The sequence below is a fragment of the Stenotrophomonas sp. GD03777 genome, assembly GCF_029842485.1.
Lineage (GTDB): Bacteria > Pseudomonadota > Gammaproteobacteria > Xanthomonadales > Xanthomonadaceae > Stenotrophomonas > Stenotrophomonas sepilia.
This window is the reverse complement of record NZ_JAOCGL010000006.1, coordinates 1-20,638: the sequence shown is the minus strand read 5'-3', so window position 1 is coordinate 20,638 and position 20,638 is coordinate 1. Positions and strand designations below refer to the sequence as shown.

The 20,638-nt window shown below is 58.6% G+C and carries 9 protein-coding genes and 3 pseudogenes; 7 read left to right on the top strand and 5 right to left on the bottom strand.

Annotated features, from left to right (window positions below):
* Nucleotides 1-144 precede the first annotated feature (144 nt).
* Complete coding sequence (locus N5E02_RS02915) at nt 145-4,437, bottom strand: transporter substrate-binding domain-containing protein (RefSeq protein ID WP_279945810.1); 4,293 nt, start codon at nt 4,435-4,437, stop codon at nt 145-147.
* Here N5E02_RS02915 and N5E02_RS02910 point away from each other — a divergent pair.
* On the top strand, nt 4,436-5,077 hold the full coding sequence (locus N5E02_RS02910) for a response regulator transcription factor (RefSeq protein ID WP_279702470.1): 642 nt from the start codon (nt 4,436-4,438) through the stop codon (nt 5,075-5,077). The two genes, N5E02_RS02915 and N5E02_RS02910, sit on opposite strands and share 2 nt — an antisense overlap.
* Before the next feature lie 27 nt (nt 5,078-5,104).
* Here N5E02_RS02910 and N5E02_RS02905 read toward each other — a convergent pair whose 3' ends face one another.
* Complete coding sequence (locus N5E02_RS02905) at nt 5,105-5,614, bottom strand: hypothetical protein (protein WP_279906436.1); 510 nt, start codon at nt 5,612-5,614, stop codon at nt 5,105-5,107.
* A 1,504-nt stretch (nt 5,615-7,118) separates the two neighbouring features.
* Between N5E02_RS02905 and N5E02_RS02900 the strand changes: the two genes are divergently transcribed.
* Complete coding sequence (locus N5E02_RS02900; RefSeq protein WP_279945809.1) at nt 7,119-12,467, top strand: autotransporter outer membrane beta-barrel domain-containing protein; 5,349 nt, start codon at nt 7,119-7,121, stop codon at nt 12,465-12,467.
* Nucleotides 12,468-12,696: 229 nt separating this feature from the next.
* Here N5E02_RS02900 and N5E02_RS02895 read toward each other — a convergent pair.
* Both N5E02_RS02895 and N5E02_RS02890 read right to left on the bottom strand, forming a co-directional pair.
* A pseudogene (locus N5E02_RS02895) lies at nt 12,697-12,905 on the bottom strand (integrase core domain-containing protein); the annotation flags it as partial.
* 158 nt (nt 12,906-13,063) lie between these two features.
* A pseudogene (locus N5E02_RS02890) lies at nt 13,064-14,019 on the bottom strand (IS5 family transposase).
* 222 nt (nt 14,020-14,241) lie between these two features.
* Between N5E02_RS02890 and N5E02_RS02885 the strand changes: the two are divergent.
* Both N5E02_RS02885 and N5E02_RS02880 read left to right on the top strand, forming a co-directional pair.
* On the top strand, nt 14,242-14,982 hold the full coding sequence (locus N5E02_RS02885) for an SDR family oxidoreductase (protein WP_279702473.1): 741 nt from the start codon (nt 14,242-14,244) through the stop codon (nt 14,980-14,982).
* A 137-nt stretch (nt 14,983-15,119) separates the two neighbouring features.
* Entirely contained in the window at nt 15,120-15,932 is an 813-nt protein-coding gene (locus N5E02_RS02880) for a GNAT family N-acetyltransferase (RefSeq protein ID WP_279702474.1), read from the top strand.
* Nucleotides 15,933-16,096: 164 nt separating this feature from the next.
* Here N5E02_RS02880 and N5E02_RS02875 read toward each other — a convergent pair.
* Nucleotides 16,097-16,494: pseudogene (locus N5E02_RS02875) on the bottom strand (transposase); the annotation flags it as partial.
* 915 nt (nt 16,495-17,409) lie between these two features.
* On the opposite strand from N5E02_RS02875, the gene N5E02_RS02870 reads away from it, so the two are divergent.
* The 3 genes from N5E02_RS02870 to N5E02_RS02860 all read left to right on the top strand — a co-directional run bounded on the left by N5E02_RS02870 (nt 17,410) and on the right by N5E02_RS02860 (nt 20,575).
* Nucleotides 17,410-18,471 carry an ATP-binding protein gene (locus N5E02_RS02870; protein WP_138953344.1) on the top strand — a complete coding sequence of 354 codons (1,062 nt, stop codon included), beginning with the start codon at nt 17,410-17,412 and terminating at the stop codon, nt 18,469-18,471.
* Nucleotides 18,464-19,912 carry a nitrogen regulation protein NR(I) gene (gene ntrC, locus N5E02_RS02865; protein WP_279945808.1) on the top strand — a complete coding sequence of 483 codons (1,449 nt, stop codon included), beginning with the start codon at nt 18,464-18,466 and terminating at the stop codon, nt 19,910-19,912. Before N5E02_RS02870 ends, ntrC begins: the two co-directional genes overlap by 8 nt.
* Before the next feature lie 93 nt (nt 19,913-20,005).
* The gene (locus tag N5E02_RS02860) at nt 20,006-20,575 is read left to right on the top strand and encodes a superoxide dismutase family protein (RefSeq protein WP_065178703.1); all 570 of its coding nucleotides are present in this window, start codon (nt 20,006-20,008) and stop codon (nt 20,573-20,575) included.
* Nucleotides 20,576-20,638 lie beyond the last annotated feature (63 nt).

Below are 20,638 nucleotides of genomic sequence, written 5' to 3'. Positions count from 1 at the left end.
ATGTCGGCATAGGGATTACTCCGTCTCGATGTGCCCTCAAGGGCACTTCGAGGACGGAGGAACACTGCGATCTTATACGTCTACCGCTTTGGATTACTCCGGTGCTGGAAACGCTGCGCTCAACGAAGATTGTTCAGACCATCTCTAGCGCTCTTCCTCCCCAAGGGATGCTAGAAACTCCTCAAGTTCTTCGAGCCAGTCCTCAATGTCAGCAGCGAGGTCGGCCATCTCGGCTATTGTTCCCAGCGTCGGTCGCTCAACTAGGTTGATCTCCAACTCTCCGGCAGAAGTAGTCAACCTGCTGTGCCCAAGCAATCTGAGGGCGCCAACCGTGGTGTGTAGCCACGCTGCTAGCGCGCGGCCAACAGAGCTAAACTCGCTCATTTTTAGTGCCTCAGTATCCGCGCGAGTACTGGCAAGCACTCCTTGCAGCAACGTCATCGCTGGCTGTCTGCCTCCCGTGACTGCAGTTAGCTCATCAAATACCTCTCCAAGTGGCCTTTCACTTGGGACCTCATCTCCGTGTTGCTGCGAACCTTGTCGTCCAGAGCCTTGGAGTGCTCTCGCTAAGGTATCCAACTGAATGGGGCGCGAGAAGTAGTGATCCATGCCGGCCTCCTTCCAGCGCTCATCAAGTCCAGCGGGTGCCGCCGATATCGCAATGATTGGTAGCCGACCAACTGCTTTGCCTTCAAGCGCGCGGAACCGGCTAACCCACTCATAGCCTGAGAGCGGCTCCATCTGACAGTCTGTTATGACCGCAGAATAAGAAGCGGTCTGCAGCGCCGAGAGGGCTGCTTCACCTCCATCCACTAGGTCGCAGCTATAACCGATCAGTCTGAGTTGGTGCTTCATCAACTCACCGTTGACGAAATGATCCTCGACCACGAGCACGTGCCCCTTAGATCTAGTCAATTCTTGTATGGGTTGATGATCTACAACGACACGGTCATGTTCGGTGCCCGCCAACGTGGGAGTGATCTGAGCTGCGGGCGTGATACCGCACATCAGGTACTGGACTGCTGCGAAGGTTGATCGACGGGTCAGAGGATTTGTAGACAAAACAACGCACCGCTGTAGGAATCTATGTCCTCCTGGAAGTCTCTCATCGGACACAATCAGCAGCGGCTCTTCCGGATCTGCCTCGGCCTGATCGCTAAGAATGAAATCTGCCTCAGCCCGATCTAGCTTCCTCTCAGCCCCCAAGGAAGTAAGCGCAGCTATAACCTCTTGGATCGGTGCCCCTTCCGCTTCGGTGAAGAAGCTAAGGTTCCCAAACTGCATAGCTCGTTCTGACATCAGCCTCATGGGTAGCTCAAGATGTAGCGCAGCCTTAGTTCCTACCCCTTCGGTGCTAGTTAGAGAAACGTCGCCTCCCATGAGGCGAGCCAAATGCCGGCAGATCGATAGTCCCAAGCCACTGCCCCCGTATCTCGTATGAATCCTCTCGTTGGCTTGCGAAAAGGGTTCAAAGAGGTGGCCGAGCACCTCAGTCGCTATTCCTATTCCCGTGTCTCGGATTTCAATAGTTATATATTGCCGATGCTCATGGCTGCCCTCAGCTCGGATGGCAAGTACAATCTCTCCCTCTTCAGTAAACTTGATAGCGTTCGCGATAAGGTTGGTCAGTACCTGTCTGATCCTCGTCTCGTCAGCCAGGTGGAACGGTGCAAGATTGGCGTCCGCCACAATTCGGAACTTCACTTTATCCGAAGCAACCACCATCGTGCTCGACACAACACCTTCAATGAGATCCACTAGGTCAACATCTGAGAGATCAAGCTCTGCCTGACCTTCTTCAAGCTTAGTAAAGTCGAGAACGTCATTAATGACTTTCGACAGAGTCTCTGCAGACTCTGACATCAGTGCGGTGAGGTATCTCTGCTCTGCATTCAATGGTGTTCGACTGAGTGAATCAAGGAGGCCCAGCACGCCACTCATGGGTGTTCTGATCTCGTGGCTCATTACGGCCAAAAATCGGCCCTTGGCTAGCACGGCTTGTTCGGCGACTCGCATAGCTTCTGCAAGCTCCTCCTGGTATGCATGTATGTCCGTTACGTCGATCCAGTACCCACTCCACAATGTACTGCCGTCGCTTTGGGTGGATGGAACCGCATGGCTCCGTACCCAGTGGGTAATGCCCCCGACTACAGTTCTGAATTCCGTGAGCAGTGGTCTGTGTTCGTCAATGGCATCAAGCACAGCTGCGATCAGTTGCTCCCGGTCATCCGGATGAACCGCATTTCGTGCCTTCAACTCACTGGCTATCATCTCCTCCGCAGTCAAGCCGAACATCGCTTGGGGATTACCTGCGATGTAGACGAATGCGATAGAGCTACCGCTGACACTCCTGTACTGATACACGGCTCCGGGGAAGTTCCTTGTTAGCTCGGCGAGCCGCAGCTGAGTTAAGCGCGTGATATGTTCCGCGCGCCTAAGAGGAGTGACGTCCACCAGCGAAGCCACTCTACCAGGTATTCCCAAGCGGCCATCAACGGTCAGCTGCCAGTAGAGACCGATTCGCTGACATCCATTGCTATCCAGGTAAACTACCTCGCGACCTTTGACGTCCAGCTCCTCCTTCAGGGCAGAAAAGGGGCCTGCGTCCATGACCCCCTCCCCAAATTCTTCTCGATACGCCGAGTTCAAGGCCAGCACTGAGCCGTCCGTGTCCACTCCGAGCAACGGATGAGGTGAGGTGTCTATCACAGCTTGTTGGAAATCCGCTCGCTGAGCGAGCAGTTCCTGGAGACGCTGGTTCCGTGATGCAGCTCGCTGCAGCCGGACCTGCCAGAGAACAAGCAGGGCCAGTCCCACTGCAATGGCGACGATCGCCGCACCGAACTCCCTCCATAGGAGCCGCAGTGAGACATCTTCCCCCGGTTGTCTTGTCGTCCATCGGCTACGGATGGCTTCTTGCTGACTGGATGGCATCGCCTCGAGTGTTCTATCGATTAGGGCCAGCAGTCGTGGCTTCTCACTCGAGACCAGAAAGCCCAACTCATCTCTCTCTCTGGGTGCGCCTGCGATTTTCAGTTCTCCTGAATAGGAGCGCTGGAGAAAGTGGTCAATCACAAGCAAGTTGTCGACATACGCATCAGCGTCGCCGTTGGCTACTCTGCTCATACCCAAATCCGCATCGTTGATTGATCGCGCATCAACTCCACTTGCTCTCATGTAGCCTCTGATCGCGGCCTGTGTCCCCTCTGATACCAGTATCCGCATTCCCTGGATCTCCGAGGCCGTTGACACGGTCTGGGCATCTGATCGCATGGCAACAACGATGGGGAAGGTGGAGTATGGGATGCTCGGTAGGAGCTTGGGTGCCAGCGAGTCGGTGTTCGAAAGGCCTACAACGATGTCGACCTTGTGTTGACTAATAAGTTTGCGGACATCAGATGCACTCTTAACGGGAACGAAGTCCAGCGTCAACCCAAGTTGTCCGGCCACGCTGCGCAACATGCTTGGTCCATAGCCATTTGCTTGCTCAAATGAGTCCGTAAAGCTCACTGGGCTTCTGTTACTAAGGTAGGCAACTTTGATGTTGCCGATGGCGCTGACATACTGACGATCAGCGTCAGTCAGTGTAAGAGCCTCTTCCTCTGTGTCATGAGAGCTTATCCAACGCTCACGCATGTGCGCATGCTGGAGGCTGGACATACCATTGATCACGCCGCTCATCGACTCCAATAGCAATAGACTTCTTTTGGGACCTGCAAAGCTGAGGGTACTGAAAGGCACGGGCGCTGAGGCGGCGAGACGAAGGTTTGTGATTCTTTCCGTTCCGATCAGATACCGTGCCGTGAATGGATTGGTAATGAACAAGTCAGCGCGCCCTTCCGATACTGCGATCAGTCCTTCTTTAGGCCCTGCGACTTCAAGGTAGGTGGCATCTGGGAACTGTCGCTTCAAGATGTCTGTGAAAACGAATTCTCTAGCGACGGCAATTCTGCGTCCGCCCCGTATCGACAGGTTTTGGGTCGCACTGGTGTCACGGCGGGAGACGACAACCGGTTCGGCCTGAAAGTAGGTCGACGTGAATTCAAGGCACTTACGCCGCTCATCTGAGGGTGTGACGCTCATCACGAGATCGACCTCTCCGCGGCAAGCGGCTCGGTATAGGTCTGGCCATGTCTCGTAACTTTTAAAGAACCAATTGATCCTGAGCCTTTGACCGATGTAGGTGAGGTATTCTAAGGAAAGGCCGCTTGGCCCCCGCATCCCGTTGATCTCAAATGGCGGCCATCCGTCCTGAAGCATACCGACCACGACAGTTCTGTTCTTCACGCCTTGCTTGGTAGAAAACTCTTGGTTGTTAGTCCTACTTGGAGCCGCTACGGCGCCCGGAGTAGGTATGAGGTAAAGTAGTGCAGAGATGATCGCCAGCAGTAGTTTGATGAGAAGACTGGACCTGTAATCAACCTGGCAGAGACGCATGACACGCATCCTAGTTGTTGATGATCACCCTATCGCACGGGCGGGGATCAGTAGAATTATTGATGGTCAACCTGGCATGCAAGTTGTCGGAGAGGCAGCGAGTTCAGACGAGGCGTTGGCATTTCTTGGTCACACCCCATGTGATGTTATTGTGACGGATCTGGCTCTGCCTGGATCCATTGAGCCGGACGGAATTGCTTTTGTGCAAAGGCTTGCGACCCAATATCCGCAAATTCGAATAGTTGTACTGACGTCGACCTCGAGCTCAAGCGTCCTAAAAGCAGTTCTGTCAGCGGGTGCGTCATCCATGTTGGACAAAGGTTCTGCTGCTGCCGAAATCATAATGGCGATAGTTATGTCACTGGTTAGACGGGAGTACATCAGCAAGCGCATTCGGGCTCATCTCTTGGAGATGGGGGACGAGTCACAGGGCAGGGGCAAGGTTCCGTCACTTTCGCCGCGACAGGCGGACGTGGTACGGATGCTGTTTGAAGGCGCTTCAAACAACGAAGTCTCTGAGAGGCTTGGAATCAGCCCCAAAACTGTATCGCGTCAAAAAAGAACAGCTATGGAAAAACTTGGTGCTCGTTCGGACGGCGAACTATTCGCCGCCGCTCAACGACTGCGTCTGATTGAATAGCGCACTGCTGGGTGATCGATATGGCCGCTATCCACTCATCCTGGCTGAATCCTTGCCAAGAAACTCAAGTAACTGTGCTTGTTGATCGTCGGTAAGCGCCCCTTCTACAATGCCGATTGCCAGGTTACCAAGTGCCCACGCGCCATCATTGAATGACCACCGGGAAATACATGTGGCCACCTCACACTGCGTGCAGAGCAGACACCCTTCGCCGCCATCAACGTACCATTGCTCAAGGGCTGCCTCCCACCCGGCGGTGTCCAGGCCATGTTGGAAATGACAACAGGGGCAAGATAAAGACCTGAGGTACTCTTTGTCACTTCGAAGTATCGTGCGGCCGACCAGTATCTCAAGTATCACGTCGTCTGACTGCTCTCCTTTGAACGACCCCTCTGCGCCCAAGGTGACGCCGTCGACAAGCACGATTCTCTCTATGGACAAGAAATAATCGTTTGTCGGGGCCCGCGAGGTAAGGCCGAACTTCTTCAGCAAACTGACGGCCTCGTCAGCCTTCTCCATCGCTTCAGCTTTCGCCACGCCGCGATCAATTAGCCACGTAAATAGCTGTCCAGTCTTCCGTCTTTCGTCTCCCATCACCCACTCCCGCCGAGCTTAGTGCTTGAGCTTGGTATAGCAGGTCTGCGGAAAACTGTTGATGAGAATGGTCTCACCGCCCTCTTCAATGGTTACGCTCGAACGACTTATCAATCGCGAGCTACGCAGTATACACCGTGCGCAAAGTGCACTCTCGGTGCACCCGGCAAGCGCGCGAGCGCCTTGCGAATTAGGTGGATCTGCACTCGCAGTCTTGGCTTCTTTGAGGCGTCCCCCCACACCAGGTCACACAACTCGCCAGGCTCGAGGCCCGACTGCCCAGCCCTCATGAGCTCTCCCAGTACTCGAAGTTGCGTCTGAGAAAGCGCAATCGTCTTGCGGTGGCCAGGGCGCCTTGTAGCGGAGATGTTCTCCGTCAATAATTGCAAAGGAAAGTGCTGCCGTTGTCGCCTCAGGTTCGGTTTGCCCAACTTGACTACGGTCTGCGCACGCTTGATCCTATCCAGAAGCTCCGATGGGTACAGATGCTCCATCCATGTGTCCACACCCATCCCGCACTGTCCGTATGCCTCAAGCTTCGCGCTTAGCGATACTTCGGCCCCTACAGCCAGCACAATCGCTCGCGGCCCGGAGATTGATCTCAGGGATCCACAGAAGCCTGGGAAGGAGCCTCTCATGTATTTTTCGTCTACGACGACGTAGTCGAATATCTGCGTCTGAGCCAGCATCATTGCCGTCGTCCGGCTCTCCGCAAAGTCTAGTTCACAACCGTTCTCTTCCAGCATATCAAGCAGCTCACTCGGCCAGTGAGAACCTACCAGGAGCACGCTGAACTCATCTGCTTCATAGTCGATTGGCAGCATCCAACAGTTTTGGGGCTGGCCTTTCGCCACAAGCTCCGAACCTGTCGTCACCTCAGCTTCAATGACTTGTGCTGGTGTCAATGCCCCCATTGTCCGCTCACGTTGTGCGTGCGGCCACCCAACTCCATGCGGATGCTCCAGAAGAAGACTGGAGCTAGCTTGAGTCCGCACAATACTATCTTAGAAGGCGAAATTTCTCATGGAGCCGCAGTTCATTGGGCATTGAACCGAAATGCAGTGCTGGATGGTTCTATGAGGGGGGGGGCATGGGCCAGATGCCCCCTGCCTGCGGCGGACAAGCCGAGCTCCGCCCGTCGGTACCTCAGCAATTCCCAGTATTGACGCACATCTCACATCTTCAGGAATACGGTTGCATCGCATTCATGTAGACTCTAGCGGCGAAACCCTGCTGGACGCTTGAACCTTTGATGAATCGGGATGGAACAGTGGGGGGGGGGGTGAGAAAAATCGCATTCTGTTCGGGGGGGGGGCTGCCCAAGATGACTGAGTCTTTCTTAGGCCGCAGAGCCCCTTCCAAGTTGGGGTGAACTGTTGACTGTGAACCGCTGGACCGCGACTTCTCTGGCGTCTTGCCTATCCCTCTATACCTCGTAAGGTCATCAATGAACATCGCATATCGCATCGTGTGGAGCGCCGCCCGAGCTGCTTGGGTAGTTGTATCTGAGCTCGGCAGTAGGTCTCATCGTTCGACTCGTCGTCTTTGCGATATCAATGATGTCGTATCCAGCAGGCGACGCGATGGCCTGCTGGGTGCTCTATCACTGTCCATTGCAATCTCTGCGTCGCTCTATGTGATGCCAGCATCAGCCGCGTGCGTAGTAGACGCGAACAACAGCTTTACTGCTAGTGGCGGCGATCTTTGCGACAACCCAGCGGCGACCTTCAGCTTCGCTCGGGCCCGGGATGTGGGGACTGTGTCTAGGTTCAATGGCGATCTGCGCCTCCTGATCGGTTCACCAATCAGCGAAGGCGCCTTGAGCGCAAATTCTGGTGCGCAGGTCATCCTCAATGGTGCTCTCAGCGTCGATCCTGTAAACGGCGTTTCAGGCTACAGCGCTGTCTATGCACAGCATAGTGATTCCAGCATTGTGTTCAACGGCAACGCACCTGTCAATTTGAATGTAGGACTGGGGCAGATTTCCGCGGGTGCGGCGAGCAACTTTGGTGGGTTGATCGACTTTGGCGTCAGACCGGTAGTTATTGACATGCAGGCGGGCGCAGGTGCCGGTAGTGGTAGCGCAGGCATCGCAGTGGAGAGGGGTATAGGGGGAACGATCTTGTCTTCCGGGTCGCTTTCGATAACCACCTCCGGTGCTATGGCGGTTTATGCGGGCGGAGGTCTTATTCGCTTAAACGAACTGCTGGTGGATATTCCAAGCTATAACGGCAACGACAACCCCGTGGCGGTATGGGCGGAAGCGACTGCGGGCGCGATTTCGCCGGTTGTGAGCTGGAACACAGCACAGCTTAACACGCAGTACACCGGCATTTATGCAGGGACGGGCGCCACGGTAGAGGGAGCTGTATCCACCAACATCCAAACCACTTTGGGGGATCCGAGCGGAGGTCCCAAGAAGAGAGGATATGGCGTCTATGCATTCGGTGATAGCCGTGTATCGCTCAATGGGGCTTCAAGGATCAGTACGTTGGCTGGCGCCGCGAGCGCAGTTGTGGCCGATGGCCAATCGAGTGGAAGCACGCCAAGTGTGGGGTTGGAGAATACAAACGTACGCACTGCTGGTGACGCTGCGCACGGTTTGTTTGCGATTGGCTCCGGTGCGAGCATTCGCTCTGCGACGACGGGAGCGATCAGCGATGTTGCAACTCAAGGCGCCGGCTCTGATGCGGTCCGCGCCGAAAGCGGCGCGCAGATTGCACTGGCCCGCGATACGTTGCTGACCACTTCTGGCGATAACGCCTCCGGCGTGCATGTCGTAGGAGCTAGTGCGGTTGGAGTGGGTGCAGCACCCATTCTTGGCGGCTCTGCCACAGTGAACCTATCCGGTGGTCGAATCAAGACCAGCGGGGCGGGAGCGCATGCGATCAGTGTGGAGACCCAAGCTAGCCCCGGTGCGATTGGCACGACCGTGAACTTGATCGGCGGCACGCTGCAAACATCAGGGGCTAACGCCAGTGCTGTGGACGTCCAGTCCGGGGCCGGGACTGTCTCGGTGTCATCGTCTTCGGCTATCACGGCAGGCAACATCGGCATCAACGTGAACGCTCCCAACGTTGCCGGTCCCGTGGCTGTCAGTAATTTGGTTGGCGGTACGATCAATGCAACGCAGCAGGCTATCCGGGTCGCGGCCAACAGCGGCACGGTGACCATCGCTAATGATGGGAGCCTGACCAGTACCGCTGGTAGCGCTATAGATGTATCCAACGCGCTGGGAACCAACATCATCAATAGCTCAGGAGACATCACCGCAGCCACCAGTGCAATCATTGGTCAGGGTGGTGTGGAGCGCGTGAGCTTGGATGGTGGCACGGTAAAGGGTGATATCCGCCTGGGCGCAGGTAACGATCAGCTCGACATCCGTGGCGGGACGCTCTTGGGCGCGGTCGAGATGGGGGACGGCGACGACCTGGTGCGAGTAGTGGGCAGCACGGCCAACGTTACCGGAGTCTCACGTTTCGACGGTGGAGTAAACGGAGGCAGTGATCGCCTGCAGTTCTCGGCGGCGAACTACACGCTTACCGACAGCAGCCGAATCGCAAACTTCGAAAATGTCGACTTGACCAACGGCGCAGTTCTGACGCTGAACGCGGCACTGTTGCTTGGCGACGGAGGCAGCGAAGTTGGCACGCTGTCGTTGGCTGATACCAGTGTACTGGCCGTGCGGATGCCAGGCGCCTTCCAATTGAACAGTACTTTGTTCAGCAACAGCGGCGAGGGGCGTATCGAAGTCGATACAGGCGGACAGGCGTTCAGCTTCACCGCAAACACTGGCTCGGGCTTCAAGGGCGTAGCAGCACTTGGCAACACTCGCTTTGATCTTAGCGGAGTCAATACGTCAGCACTGACCAATGCCACGTTAGAGGTAGCCAATGGCAGCAGGACAGTTGTTGGTGATGGTGTGCAGGCCATCGGAGGGTTGCGCTTCAGTGGTGGCGAGATGGTGTTCAACGCTAAGGTTCCGGCCCAAGCTACGGCCACCAGCATCGTGCAGACTAGCGGCGTCCTCGATACCAGTGGGACCGGTACGGTGACGGTGACGGTGCCAGATAACGTTGCTGGTTTCCCGAACCCGGCCGTTGCACCGGATGTCGCGCTGCTCTCGCAGGATGATGGGAACATTGGCGTACAACTGGTGCGGGCTGGTGGTGCAGTCGTCGGTTCTGCCGGAGGTCTGGATCTCCGCGATCAGAACGGCAACCTGATTGCGGCAGCAGGACAGGCGGTTGAGCGGCAAGTTGCGATCAGTGAAGCCGGAAGCAAGGTGGCCGAAGGTACGTACGGCTATCGCCTCACTACAGGTGATCTTGCTGATGGCCTGTACGTTAACTATGGTCTCAAGCGACTGGATGTTCTTGCCGGTATGCAAGTTACGCTGCAGGCCGCACAGGGCGCCGTCGGCAATGCCCGGGATCTTAGTGCGCAGGTAACTGGTGCCGGTGGCGTCAGGATCGACACCGCCGGAGCGGTAAGCTTGTCCAATGCGAATAATACATATGCCGGTGCGACCGATGTGCTGGCCGGCACTCTGGTGATGGGCGCCGACAGTGCGTTGGGCAATTCCTCTGCGCTGAACTTGGCGTCCGGCACTGCCGCAAATATGAATGGCAGAAGGCAGACGGTTGGGACTCTGTCCACCGCAGCAGGTTCGCGAGTAGACCTAGCCTCAGGGCATCTGACGCTTAGCAATGGTGGGCAGACGGCAGCAGGTACGCTGATCGGTGGTGGCCAGCTCACCGTGACCGGCGGGACTCTGAGCGTCTCTGGCGCAAATGCCGATCTGAGTGCCAGTGTAGCGATTGCTGGTGGTGCGAAAGTGGTGGCCAATCATGTCGCGGGTATCGGGTCCGGAGCGGTGGTACTGGATGGTGAGCTTCGTCTGATGGGCGCTGCTGGTGCGCTGAACAACACATTGTCCGGCGGAGGCAGCCTCCAAGTGGTCGATGCTTCCCAGATCATCCTGGGTGGCGCCAATGGCGCATTCGCTGGTCATGTCGGCATCGAGCGGGCCGCCAGCGTTACAGTGGCTAGGGCGGTACACCTGGGCCAAGCGAGCGTGGACATTGGCGGCACCTTGGTTCTGGATACTGTAGAAGATTCATGGCGCATGAAGAATGAGCTCAGTGGTCAGGGTGAATTGATCAAGCGCGACAGTGGCAGCGTGTCGATCCTGGACGGTGGCCGAAGCTTCACTGGTATGACGCTGGTTCAAGGTGGTGTGCTGTCCGTGGGCGATGAGCAATCTAGTGGTCAGCTTGGCGGCGGAGTTGCAGTGGCTGCGGCTGGTACGCTTAGCGGTAGTGGCTCGATCGCCGGCAGCGTCGTCAACAACGGCTTGATTAGCGCGCTTAACGCGCTGCCAGGAAAATCGACCGACCCGGCCAGCAAACTAACAATGGGGCGGTTAACCAATAACGCGGTAGTGCAGCTGGCCGGTGCTGCAGCTGGAAACTCGCTGATGATCAATGGCGGCTATGTCGGCAACAACGCCTTGATGGTACTCAATACCTTCAAGGGCGGTGACAATTCGCCTACCGATCATGTGACCCTTAATGGAGGCGAAGCGACCGGCAAGACCGCCTTGCGGATCCTCCATGCGGGCGGCGATGGCGCCAAGACCCGCACAGGTATCGAACTCATCCAAGCGCGTAATGGTGCTAAGACAGCTACATCGGCCTTCTATCTCGACCCCGGCTCAGACGGCTATCGACAAGGTAAGGGCACATTGGCGGCCGGAGCCTACGATTACACTCTCCGCCGAGGTGGCAACCGCGGTATCGCCGATAGTTGGTACCTGACATCATCGTCCACTACCTCAGGTATCCGCCCGGAACCAATCGCCTATCTGGGCAACTTGGCGGCGTTGGGTTTGCTGCGCCAGAGCTGGCATGACCGAATTGGCGAAGCTCGCTGGAACGTTGATGGCGACCATGATCAGGCCGTTTGGGCGCGAGTGGTGAGTAACACTGAATCCAAACTAGCAGTCACTGGGGACAATTCGCTCGTGCAAGATAGTAGCAGTGTGCGTTCGGAGCAGTCGATGCTGCAGGTGGGCGCGACACTGTGGCAGTCCGCGGCCTCTCATTGGCAGTCAGGAGCAATGCTGGGTGCAGGGCGCGCAGTGAGCAATGGTGCAAACGCACTTGGGTTGTCAGCTACGGGGCGGGTCAACGCTCGTTTGGCCGGCGCCTACCTATCCTGGATGCAGAATCCAGGCGATGTGGAAGGCGGCTACATGGACAGCTGGCTGCAGTACATCGACCTTAAGAACCGTGTGCAGTCCACGGCCGGTCTGGGTCAAGAGCGCTACGACAGCTCGGCTTGGGCTCGGTCGATTGAACTTGGTTACAGCATCAGACTGCGCCCGGGTGCTCGCTCAGCGCTGTACCTGCAACCGCAGGTGCAGGCGACCTACGTCGACTACGAAGCCGACGACTATGTTGAATCCAACGGGACACGAGTGCATGACGCGAGCGCAGGTGGCTTGGAAACGCGGATCGGCGCACGGGTGTTCGGCCATGCCACTAACACCAGGTTTAATCGTGTGCAGCCTTTCCTGGAAGTAAATTGGTTGCGCTCCCATCACGACACCAGCATCAGCTTCGATGGGGACGTGGTGCGCAAGCATCTTCCGCGAGATCGGTACGAGGTCAAGGCGGGTGCAGAGCTCGAGCTCGGCAGTAGTTGGAGTGGCTGGGGCTCGGCTGGTCTGCAGAAGGGCCGGGGTGGATATCGCGATGTCATGGGGCAGATGGGCTTGAAGTTCCAGTTCTGAATGCCATTGAAGCTGTGGCGACCGAAGGCCGCCACAGTAGCGTGATCATTGAGCTGTCGATGTGGGATGCGGGAACAATGTATTTCACTCGCAAGGCATAGATGTGAATACGAGATCTTTCAGTCCGATTTGTTCGCCTAGCGGCCGACGACCGCAGATCACTGAATTCGATCAACGTTCAGTAGTCAGTCGGGAATGTCTGACCGAACTGAACAGCGATACTGGTTGGCTATCTGTGTAAACCCACCACGTTGTTCAGCGGGATTCTGAAATAGGCGGTTGGCTGTCGATTCTTATATGGGGTCGGTGCCAGTTGTGGTGATGCAGCCATTCAGGTAGCACGGCATCGAGTTGCTCTGACGAAGCGTACTCGCAGGCGTCGGTCCATTCGCGCAAGCTGGTCTGGATGAAGCGCTCAGCCTTACCGTTGGTTCGGGGGCAATGATGAGCGCGGCCATTTGCTAGGGATGGTCTGAACAATCAGCACTGAGTCCTGAATTTCCAGGTTCGGCCCGACCAACGACCGGCAGGCGCGCCAGATGTGCGGTTTTTCGCCGTTTGGTGGTGCCGGCAAACACCTGCGGACGGTTTGATCCCTATGCTGGCAGCAGCTGCCGGCGCACCATCCACAGATTGGACAGTGCAAGCAATGTCAGCACCTGTGCCGTGTTCTTGGCCAAGCCTCGGTAGCGTGCCTTGGTGTAACCGAACTGACGTTTGATCACCCGGAACGGGTGTTCGACCTTGGCACGCATGCTGGCCTTCCAGCTCTCCCAGCGTCCCAACTGTTTGCGTTCCCGCGCGTCGCCAATGGACCTGCGAGCGCTTGGCGGCGATGAAGAACATCGCCTTGCAGTTGGACAGCTCTGCACGCTTGTCCGCACCGGTATAGCCGCTGTCGCCGAACTCGCACTCTTCCTTGCCATGCAGCAGCGGGTCGGTGACCGTGACATCGCTGACATTGGCTGCCGTGCACTTGACGTGGTGTACCAGCCCCGAGAATTCATCAACACCGATATGCGCTTTCATCCCGAAGTACCACTGGTTGCCCTTGCGGGTCTGATGCATTTCCGGGTCGCGCGCCTTGTTGGTGTTCTTGGTCGAGCTGGGCGCGTGGATGATCGTGGCATCCACGATCGTTCCGGTGCGCAGGCTCTGGCGTTTGCGCGCAAGGTGCGCATTTACCGCCTCCAGCATCTTGGCCGCCAGACCATGCTTCTCCAGCAGACGACGGAAGTTAAGGATCGTGGTCTTATCCGGGATCACATCGAGCCCGCTGAGCCGGGCGAACAGCCGCATCGCAGCGATCTCGTACAGCGGCGCTTCCTCCACCCCGGATCGCTCAACGCGTACCACTGCTGCAGCAGGCGGATGGGCAGCATCGCCTCCATCGAATACGGCGGCCGGCCCACGCGACCTGAGCGTGAGTAGTGCGGTTCTAAGCCAGCAGTGCCTTCCAATGCACTACCTGCTCCATCTCCGCAAGGAACATCTCGCGCCGGGTCTGCTTGCGCTTGCCCAGTCCCTGGGCATCACCAATTGTCAGCTGCATCGATAGCTTCTCAACGTGTGCCGCCATTGTCTCTCAGGCGGCAGGCCAGAGCACGGCACCGCCGAAGTCGTTGTTCAGAGCATCCTTAGGGTGTAGCCTAGTCTGACATTATAAAACGCACGGATGAGGTCGGCTCGGATACTGGTAGGTCAGAAATCGTGGAAAGTGAGAGGCGAGGAAGTGGATTAATTCACGAATCATGTGATTTGAATAAGGGTTTTTATGAGCGGAATTAATGGAAAAGTGGCATTCATCACGGGCGCAAGTCGCGGAATCGGTGCGGCCACGGTGCGTCGATTAGCTCTTGAAGGCTATGCCGTTGCATTTACATTTGCGAACTCGGCTGATAAGGCCAATGCGTTGGTAAGTGAATTAAAAGTAAAAAATCAACGAGTAATAGCTTTGCAGGCCGACAATGCGAATGCCAAGCTCGTTTCTGAAGCAGTAAACCAAACAGTCTCGAAGTTTGGCCGCTTGGATGTTGTCGTGAACAATGCTGGCTCATTTCCCATGGGCGAAATAGGTTCGCTGTCCATTGATGATTTTGACCGAGCTGTCGCACTTAATATTCGGGGGGCTTTCATAGCAACCCAAGTGGCTTCGCTGGAAATGAAAAATGGGGGAAGGATTATCAACATTGGCAGCAGCCTGGTTGGACGAGCTTCCCGTTCTGGCATCAGCTTATATACCCTGTGCAAAGCTGCTATGGTTGGCTTCACAAAGGGAGTGGCAAGAGATCTAGGATCTCGTGGAATCACGGTGAACATTGTTCATCCGGGATCTACCGATACCGATATGAATCCCGCTGACGGACCCAATGCACACTTGAAAAAGTCTATTACCGCCTTGAACAGATATGGGCAACCTGAGGAAGTGGCAAACATGATTGCATGGCTGGCAAGCGAAGAGGCCGGCTTTGTGACAGGTTCAGAATTCACCATTGACGGTGGTGGTAACGCATAAAGGAGCTATGGATTACGTTCACGTTCCAAGTTATAAATTTCGGCTTGCCCGGCACTCAACCATGCGTTGACTCTTCATACTTTGTTGCGCTGTTGTGATGCGCCAATTGATTCTTACCATATTTTATTGAATTGTATATGAATATCCAAGAGGCGAGTCAGTGTACGCTTGAGTCTTTTCCTGAGGTTGTTCTTGATCGCGACAATTATTCTCAGGAACAGCTCCGCAACGAGCAGCAGGAGCTGTTTACCATCTTGATCGATCGTGAGAATGAATTTGGCTTTAATCCGGACGTTGCGGTGCACTATCCGGCTGAGGTCGCCGACGTACTGATCGATCCGGAAGGGTATCTAGAGCAGCGAATCGACATGGTCGAAGCACGCCGCGACCAGAAGCTTGCGCGCTCGGTGGTCCTGACCACCTACTCGGCGCTGAAGGGTCCCCTTATAGCGGCTGGGTATCAGGAGAGGGTGATCGATATGCCCGCCGGGCCTGAGGGGACGAGCTGGTACTGGCGTGAGTTGTCGCCGTATGGCGTTGGGAGCTTCTACCTCGAAGCAGTCGATGAGATGGATGAGAAGATTCAGCCCAGCTTCGTTGTTAAGCTCAATGATGAGCGCGGCCATTTGCTAGCAGGGATGTCCGGCTCAGTCTGGGAGCATAACGGTGAGCGCTATGCCTACATCTCCACCGTCGTCGCGCGCCGTGATGCGCCCGCAGGCGTAGGCGGACGGGTTGCGGAACGCGTTTGGAAATACTTGCGCGATCAGGGAGTGAAAAAAGCCCATCTAGGTACCCAGACCGCTGACCAATTCTATAAGCGGCACGGTTTCCAAGTCATTCACACGATTGTTCCGGAGCTGCGATTCAGGCAGCATAAGGATGGCCCTATCATTTGGTGTGACTTGGTCATTATGGAAAAGAGCTTTCAGTCAGAAGGCATCGGATAGATGCGCGCTCGTGGGGAAGGGCTGCTATGGGCTAGACACCCGGCGCAGCCTTCATCGTGTGGTTTATGCAGCCGCTGCAACGCACTCGACCTGTCCCCACGATCGCTTGAGCGCTAGCCCAATCCTCTAAGGATTGCTCTGAACAACGACTTCGGCGGTGCCGTGCTCTGGCCTTTGCGCGCGAGGTGCGCATTTACCGACTCCAGCATCTTGGCCGCCAGACCATGCTTCTCCAGCAGACGACGGAAGTTAAGGATCGTGGTCTTATCCGGGATCACATCGAGCCCGCTGAGCCGGGCGAACAGCCGCATCGAAGCGATCTCGTACAGCGCTTCCTCCATCCCTGGATCGCTCAATGCGTACCACTGCAGCAGCAGGCGGATGCGCAGCATCGCCTCCATCGAATACGGCGGCCGGCCCACGCGACCTGAGCGTGGGTAGTGCGGTTCTAAGCCAGCAGTGCCTTCCAAGGCACTACCTGCTCCATCTCCGCAAGGAATATCTCGCGCCGGGTCTGCTTGCGCTTGCCCAGTCCCTGGGCATCACCAATTGTCAGCTGCATCGATAGCTTCTCAACGTGTGCCGCCATTGTCTCTCAGGCGGCAGGCCAGAGCACGGCACCGCCGAAGTCGTTGTTCAGAGCATCCCTTAGACGCAGCGGCCGCGTCTTCATAAGGGCGAAAGGGATCGTCAAGAACTTCCCGACGCCGAAGGATCAGAAACATAAAGGTCGGCTGTCGAATATGACGTGCTTTTCCTCCCTGACCAGCTGCCTGTGTTGACGCTTCGAACCAGAGCAGCGCATGACCCGGGGTGCCCTCTTTTGGGTACCTTGCCCCATGAATTTGCTGCTCCGCAGACTGCAGGAAGCGATCAATGTCTTTCCATACAGGATTCGCAACACTGTGGAGTGTCCACGCTTCTGCAGATTTGCATGGACAGGCTGCGACTCACAACTGCCGTTAGAACAAGGCGCTTTTCCGCCTGTCCATGGAGTAGAAGTTGCAGGTGGGCGGTAGTCAAGTCGTCCAGTTCGACCCGGACCTCTTCGCCATAGCAACGAAAGTTGGCAATGCTAATTGCTTCCAAGCGCACATCTTCGCTCCCCCTGAGCGTCCTCCATGCAGCCAAGCCGGCCGCCCCTGGATAGTGCCCCGAGGCCGCGGAAGCAGCAAATGGGGCAATCTAACGGCCTGCGCAAGGTGCTAGCCTTCGGTGCCTAAGATGGCCCGCTACTCTTAACGTTTCATTCTTACGAGTGTGTCCCTGCCTCGCCAAACAAGCGTACGCTCTCAGCTCGTTCCGATACCCCTTGATCTGTAATCTGGGGCCCTACCCTGGAAGTACTATTCGGCATAGTTGGTACCCATGTGATTCACCATAGTTGGTGCATGCAGCACTGACTTTGCCAAACCGTCCATTTCCGCGAGGAAAGGGCTCTGACCCCGAACCCCGCGTTTTGCACTACATTGGTGCAATGTCCGACCCCTCTCCCCCGCCGTCCCTCGATGCCCTGGGCACGCCGCTGGCCTGGGCCGGGGCCGATGGCTGCATCGCCGGCTGCAATCCGGCGTTCGCCCGCTGGCTGGGCGTCAGCGCCCGGCGACTGCTGGGTCGCCCATTGGCCGCGCTGGAAGTGCAGGGCGAGGCACTGGCCCATTTCCTGGCCCGCGATGAGCGCGACAGCCTGCGCCTGAACCGGCTGGCGCTGGCGGTGCCCGGCGAAGCGCCGCGCTTCGCCGAGGGCTGGATGAGCCGCCGCGACGATGGTGGCTGGCTGCTGGAGGCGCATCCGGTCGATGAATTCCCCGGGCTGGACCCGACCCAGGCCCTGCCCAGCGCGCTCAGCGCGGCGCTGAAGGGCTTGGCCCACGAGCTGCGCAACCCGCTGGCCGGGTTGAAGGGTGCGGCCCAGCTGCTGGCCCGCCGCGCGGCCCAGCGCGAGGCCAGCGAACGCGAGCTGATCGAGCTGATCGGCTCGGAGATCGAGCGCCTCAACGGCCTGCTTGACCAGCTGTTGTCGCCGGCCCCGGCCGCGCCGCATGCGGAACTGAACATCCATGCCGCGCTGGAGCGCGTGCTGCGCCTGGCCGAGAATGAGGCCGGCTGGGCGGTGCGCCTGCAGCGCGACTACGACCCCAGCATTCCCGAATTCCACGGCGACGCCGACCGCCTCACCCAGGCGGTGTGGAACCTTGTGCGCAACGCGATCCAGGCCGGCGCCGGCAACATCACCCTGCGCACCCGCGTGGAGCATGGCGTGCGCATCGCCGAGCAGCTGCACACGCTGGCGCTGCGCCTGGAAATCGCCGACGACGGCCGGGGCGTGCCCGAGGAACTGGCCGAACACCTGTTCCTGCCCTTGGTGAGTGGCCGCGCCGAGGGTACCGGGCTGGGCCTGGCGCTGGCCCAGCAGGTGGCGCGCGAGCATCGCGGCACGCTGACCTACCGCTCGCGCCCGGGCCATACCGTGTTCACCCTGCTGTTGCCGATCGGCAACGGCGCCGCCCCGGCCGAGGAGGCCCCGCGCGATGTCTGAGTCCCCCACCACCGCGCAGCGCATCTGGGTGGTCGATGACGATCGTGCCGTGCGCTTCGTGCTGTGCACCGCGCTGCGCGAGGCGGGCTACCAGGTTGTCGATTTCGACAGCGCTGCGGCTGCCCTGCAGGCCTTGGGCGAAGGCGCGCCGCCGGCGCTGCTGTTCACCGATGTGCGCATGCCTGGCGACGATGGCCTGGTGCTGCTGGACAAGCTCAAGGCCGCGTTGCCGCAGCTGCCGGTGGTGGTGATGTCGGCCTATACCGATGTCGCCAGCACGGCCGGTGCGTTCCGCGGTGGCGCGCATGAATTCCTGTCCAAGCCGTTCGATCTGGACGATGCGGTGGCACTGGCGCAGCGGGTGTTGCCGGCCGTTGCACCGGCACTCGCGGCACCCGCACCTGCGGCGGAAGCGCATAGCGACCAGCCGCCGCAACTGGTGGGTGATACGCCGCCGATGCGCGCGCTGTTCCGCGCCATCGGTCGCCTGGCGCAGGCACCGCTGGCGGTGCTGATCACCGGCGAGACCGGCACCGGCAAGGAGCTGGTGGCCAATGCCCTGCATCGCGAATCGCCGCGCGCGCAGGGTCCGTTCGTCGCGCTCAATACCGCTGCAATCCCATCCGAGCTGCTGGAAAGCGAGTTGTTTGGCCATGAGGCCGGTGCCTTCACCGGTGCGCAGCGCCGCCATATCGGCCGCTTCGAGCAGGCCAACGGTGGCACGCTGTTCCTTGACGAGATCGGCGACATGCCGCTGCCGTTGCAGACCCGGTTGCTGCGCGTGCTGGCGCAGGGCGAGTTCTTCCGCGTCGGTGGCCGCGAACTGATCCGCGTCGACGTGCGCGTGGTGGCCGCCACCCACCAGGATCTGGAGGGACTGGTCGCGCAGGGGAAGTTCCGCGCAGATCTGCTGCACCGCCTGGACGTGGTGCGCCTGCAGCTGCCGCCACTGCGCGAGCGCCGCGAGGACATCACGCAATTGGCCAGCACCTTCCTGGCTGCCGCCGCACGCAAGCTGGATACGCCGCCGAAGCGCCTGACCGCCGCGGCCCTGCAGGCGCTGCGCGAGCACGACTGGCCGGGCAATGTGCGCGAGCTGGAGAACGTGTGCTGGCGGATGGCCGCGCTGGCCGCCGCCGACACCATCGGCGTGGCCGATGTCGATACCGCGCTGAACCGCGCGCGTGGGCGCCGCAGCAGTACCAGCGCAGCCGATCCGGGGCAGTGGGAAGCGCTGCTGGCCGAATGGGCGCGCCGCCAGCTGGCCGAAGGTGTGGAAGGGCTGCATGCGCAGGTGCGCGAGCGGGTCGACCATGCGCTGCTGGAAGCGGCGCTTCAGATTACCCATGGCCGCCGCGCCGAGGCCGCTGCCCGCCTGGGCCTGGGCCGCAATACGCTTACCCGCAAGCTGGGCGCCGGGCGCCGCCGCGGGGGCCATTGAACGGTCCCTGCACGCGATCCTCGCGCCCGCTTGCCGAACCGTTGATCGTTCATGGACGATGCAATGCTTAGTGTCACCTGCAAGGAGTCTTCGATGCGTCTGTCCTTTGCCATCCTGCCGTTGTCCGCCGCCGTGCTGCTGTCTGCCTGTGGCAGTGCGCCGAAGAAGGCCGAACCCACGCCGCCACCGCCGACCGTGGTCAGTGCTGCGAAGCAGGGCGAGGCCAATCTCGCGCCGGCCTCGGCCAGCATCGTCAGTGGCCGCATCGCGCTGATGGTGGAGCCCGGTGGCATCCACATCACCGGCCTGGTCGGTGGCCTGCAGCCGATGCAGCAGGCCGGCTTCCACATCCATGAGCGCGGCGACTGCAGTGCGGTGGATGCCAGCAGTGCCGGCAATCACTTCAATCCCGGTGGCGCTGCGCATGGCCGCGCCGGCACCGGCAAGCACCACCTGGGCGACATGGACAATCTGCGTGCCGATGCCCAGGGCCGCGCCAACGTCGATATCCACGTCAAGGGGGTTACCCTTGGCGGAGGCGCCGCCACCGATATCGCCGGACGCGCACTGGTCGTGCATGCCAACGCCGACGACTATCGCAGCCAGCCCGCCGGCAATGCCGGCGTCCGCATCGCCTGTGGCGTGATCCGGGTCGTCCGCTGATCACTGCAGGCATCATCGAGGGAGAGATTCCAATGCGTCTGATCCACACTTCGCTGTTTGCGG

Bases quoted from the DNA above. Each gene is read 5' to 3' on its own strand.
- N5E02_RS02910 (WP_279702470.1), top strand. From the start codon at position 4,436: ATGACACGCATCCTAGTTGTTGATGATCACCCTATCGCACGGGCGGGG.
- N5E02_RS02915 (WP_279945810.1), bottom strand. From the start codon at position 4,437: ATGCGTCTCTGCCAGGTTGATTACAGGTCCAGTCTTCTCATCAAACTA.
- N5E02_RS02900 (WP_279945809.1), top strand. From the start codon at position 7,119: ATGAACATCGCATATCGCATCGTGTGGAGCGCCGCCCGAGCTGCTTGG.
- N5E02_RS02885 (WP_279702473.1), top strand. From the start codon at position 14,242: ATGAGCGGAATTAATGGAAAAGTGGCATTCATCACGGGCGCAAGTCGC.
- N5E02_RS02880 (WP_279702474.1), top strand. From the start codon at position 15,120: ATGAATATCCAAGAGGCGAGTCAGTGTACGCTTGAGTCTTTTCCTGAG.
- N5E02_RS02870 (WP_138953344.1), top strand. From the start codon at position 17,410: ATGTCCGACCCCTCTCCCCCGCCGTCCCTCGATGCCCTGGGCACGCCG.
- ntrC (WP_279945808.1), top strand. From the start codon at position 18,464: ATGTCTGAGTCCCCCACCACCGCGCAGCGCATCTGGGTGGTCGATGAC.
- N5E02_RS02860 (WP_065178703.1), top strand. From the start codon at position 20,006: ATGCGTCTGTCCTTTGCCATCCTGCCGTTGTCCGCCGCCGTGCTGCTG.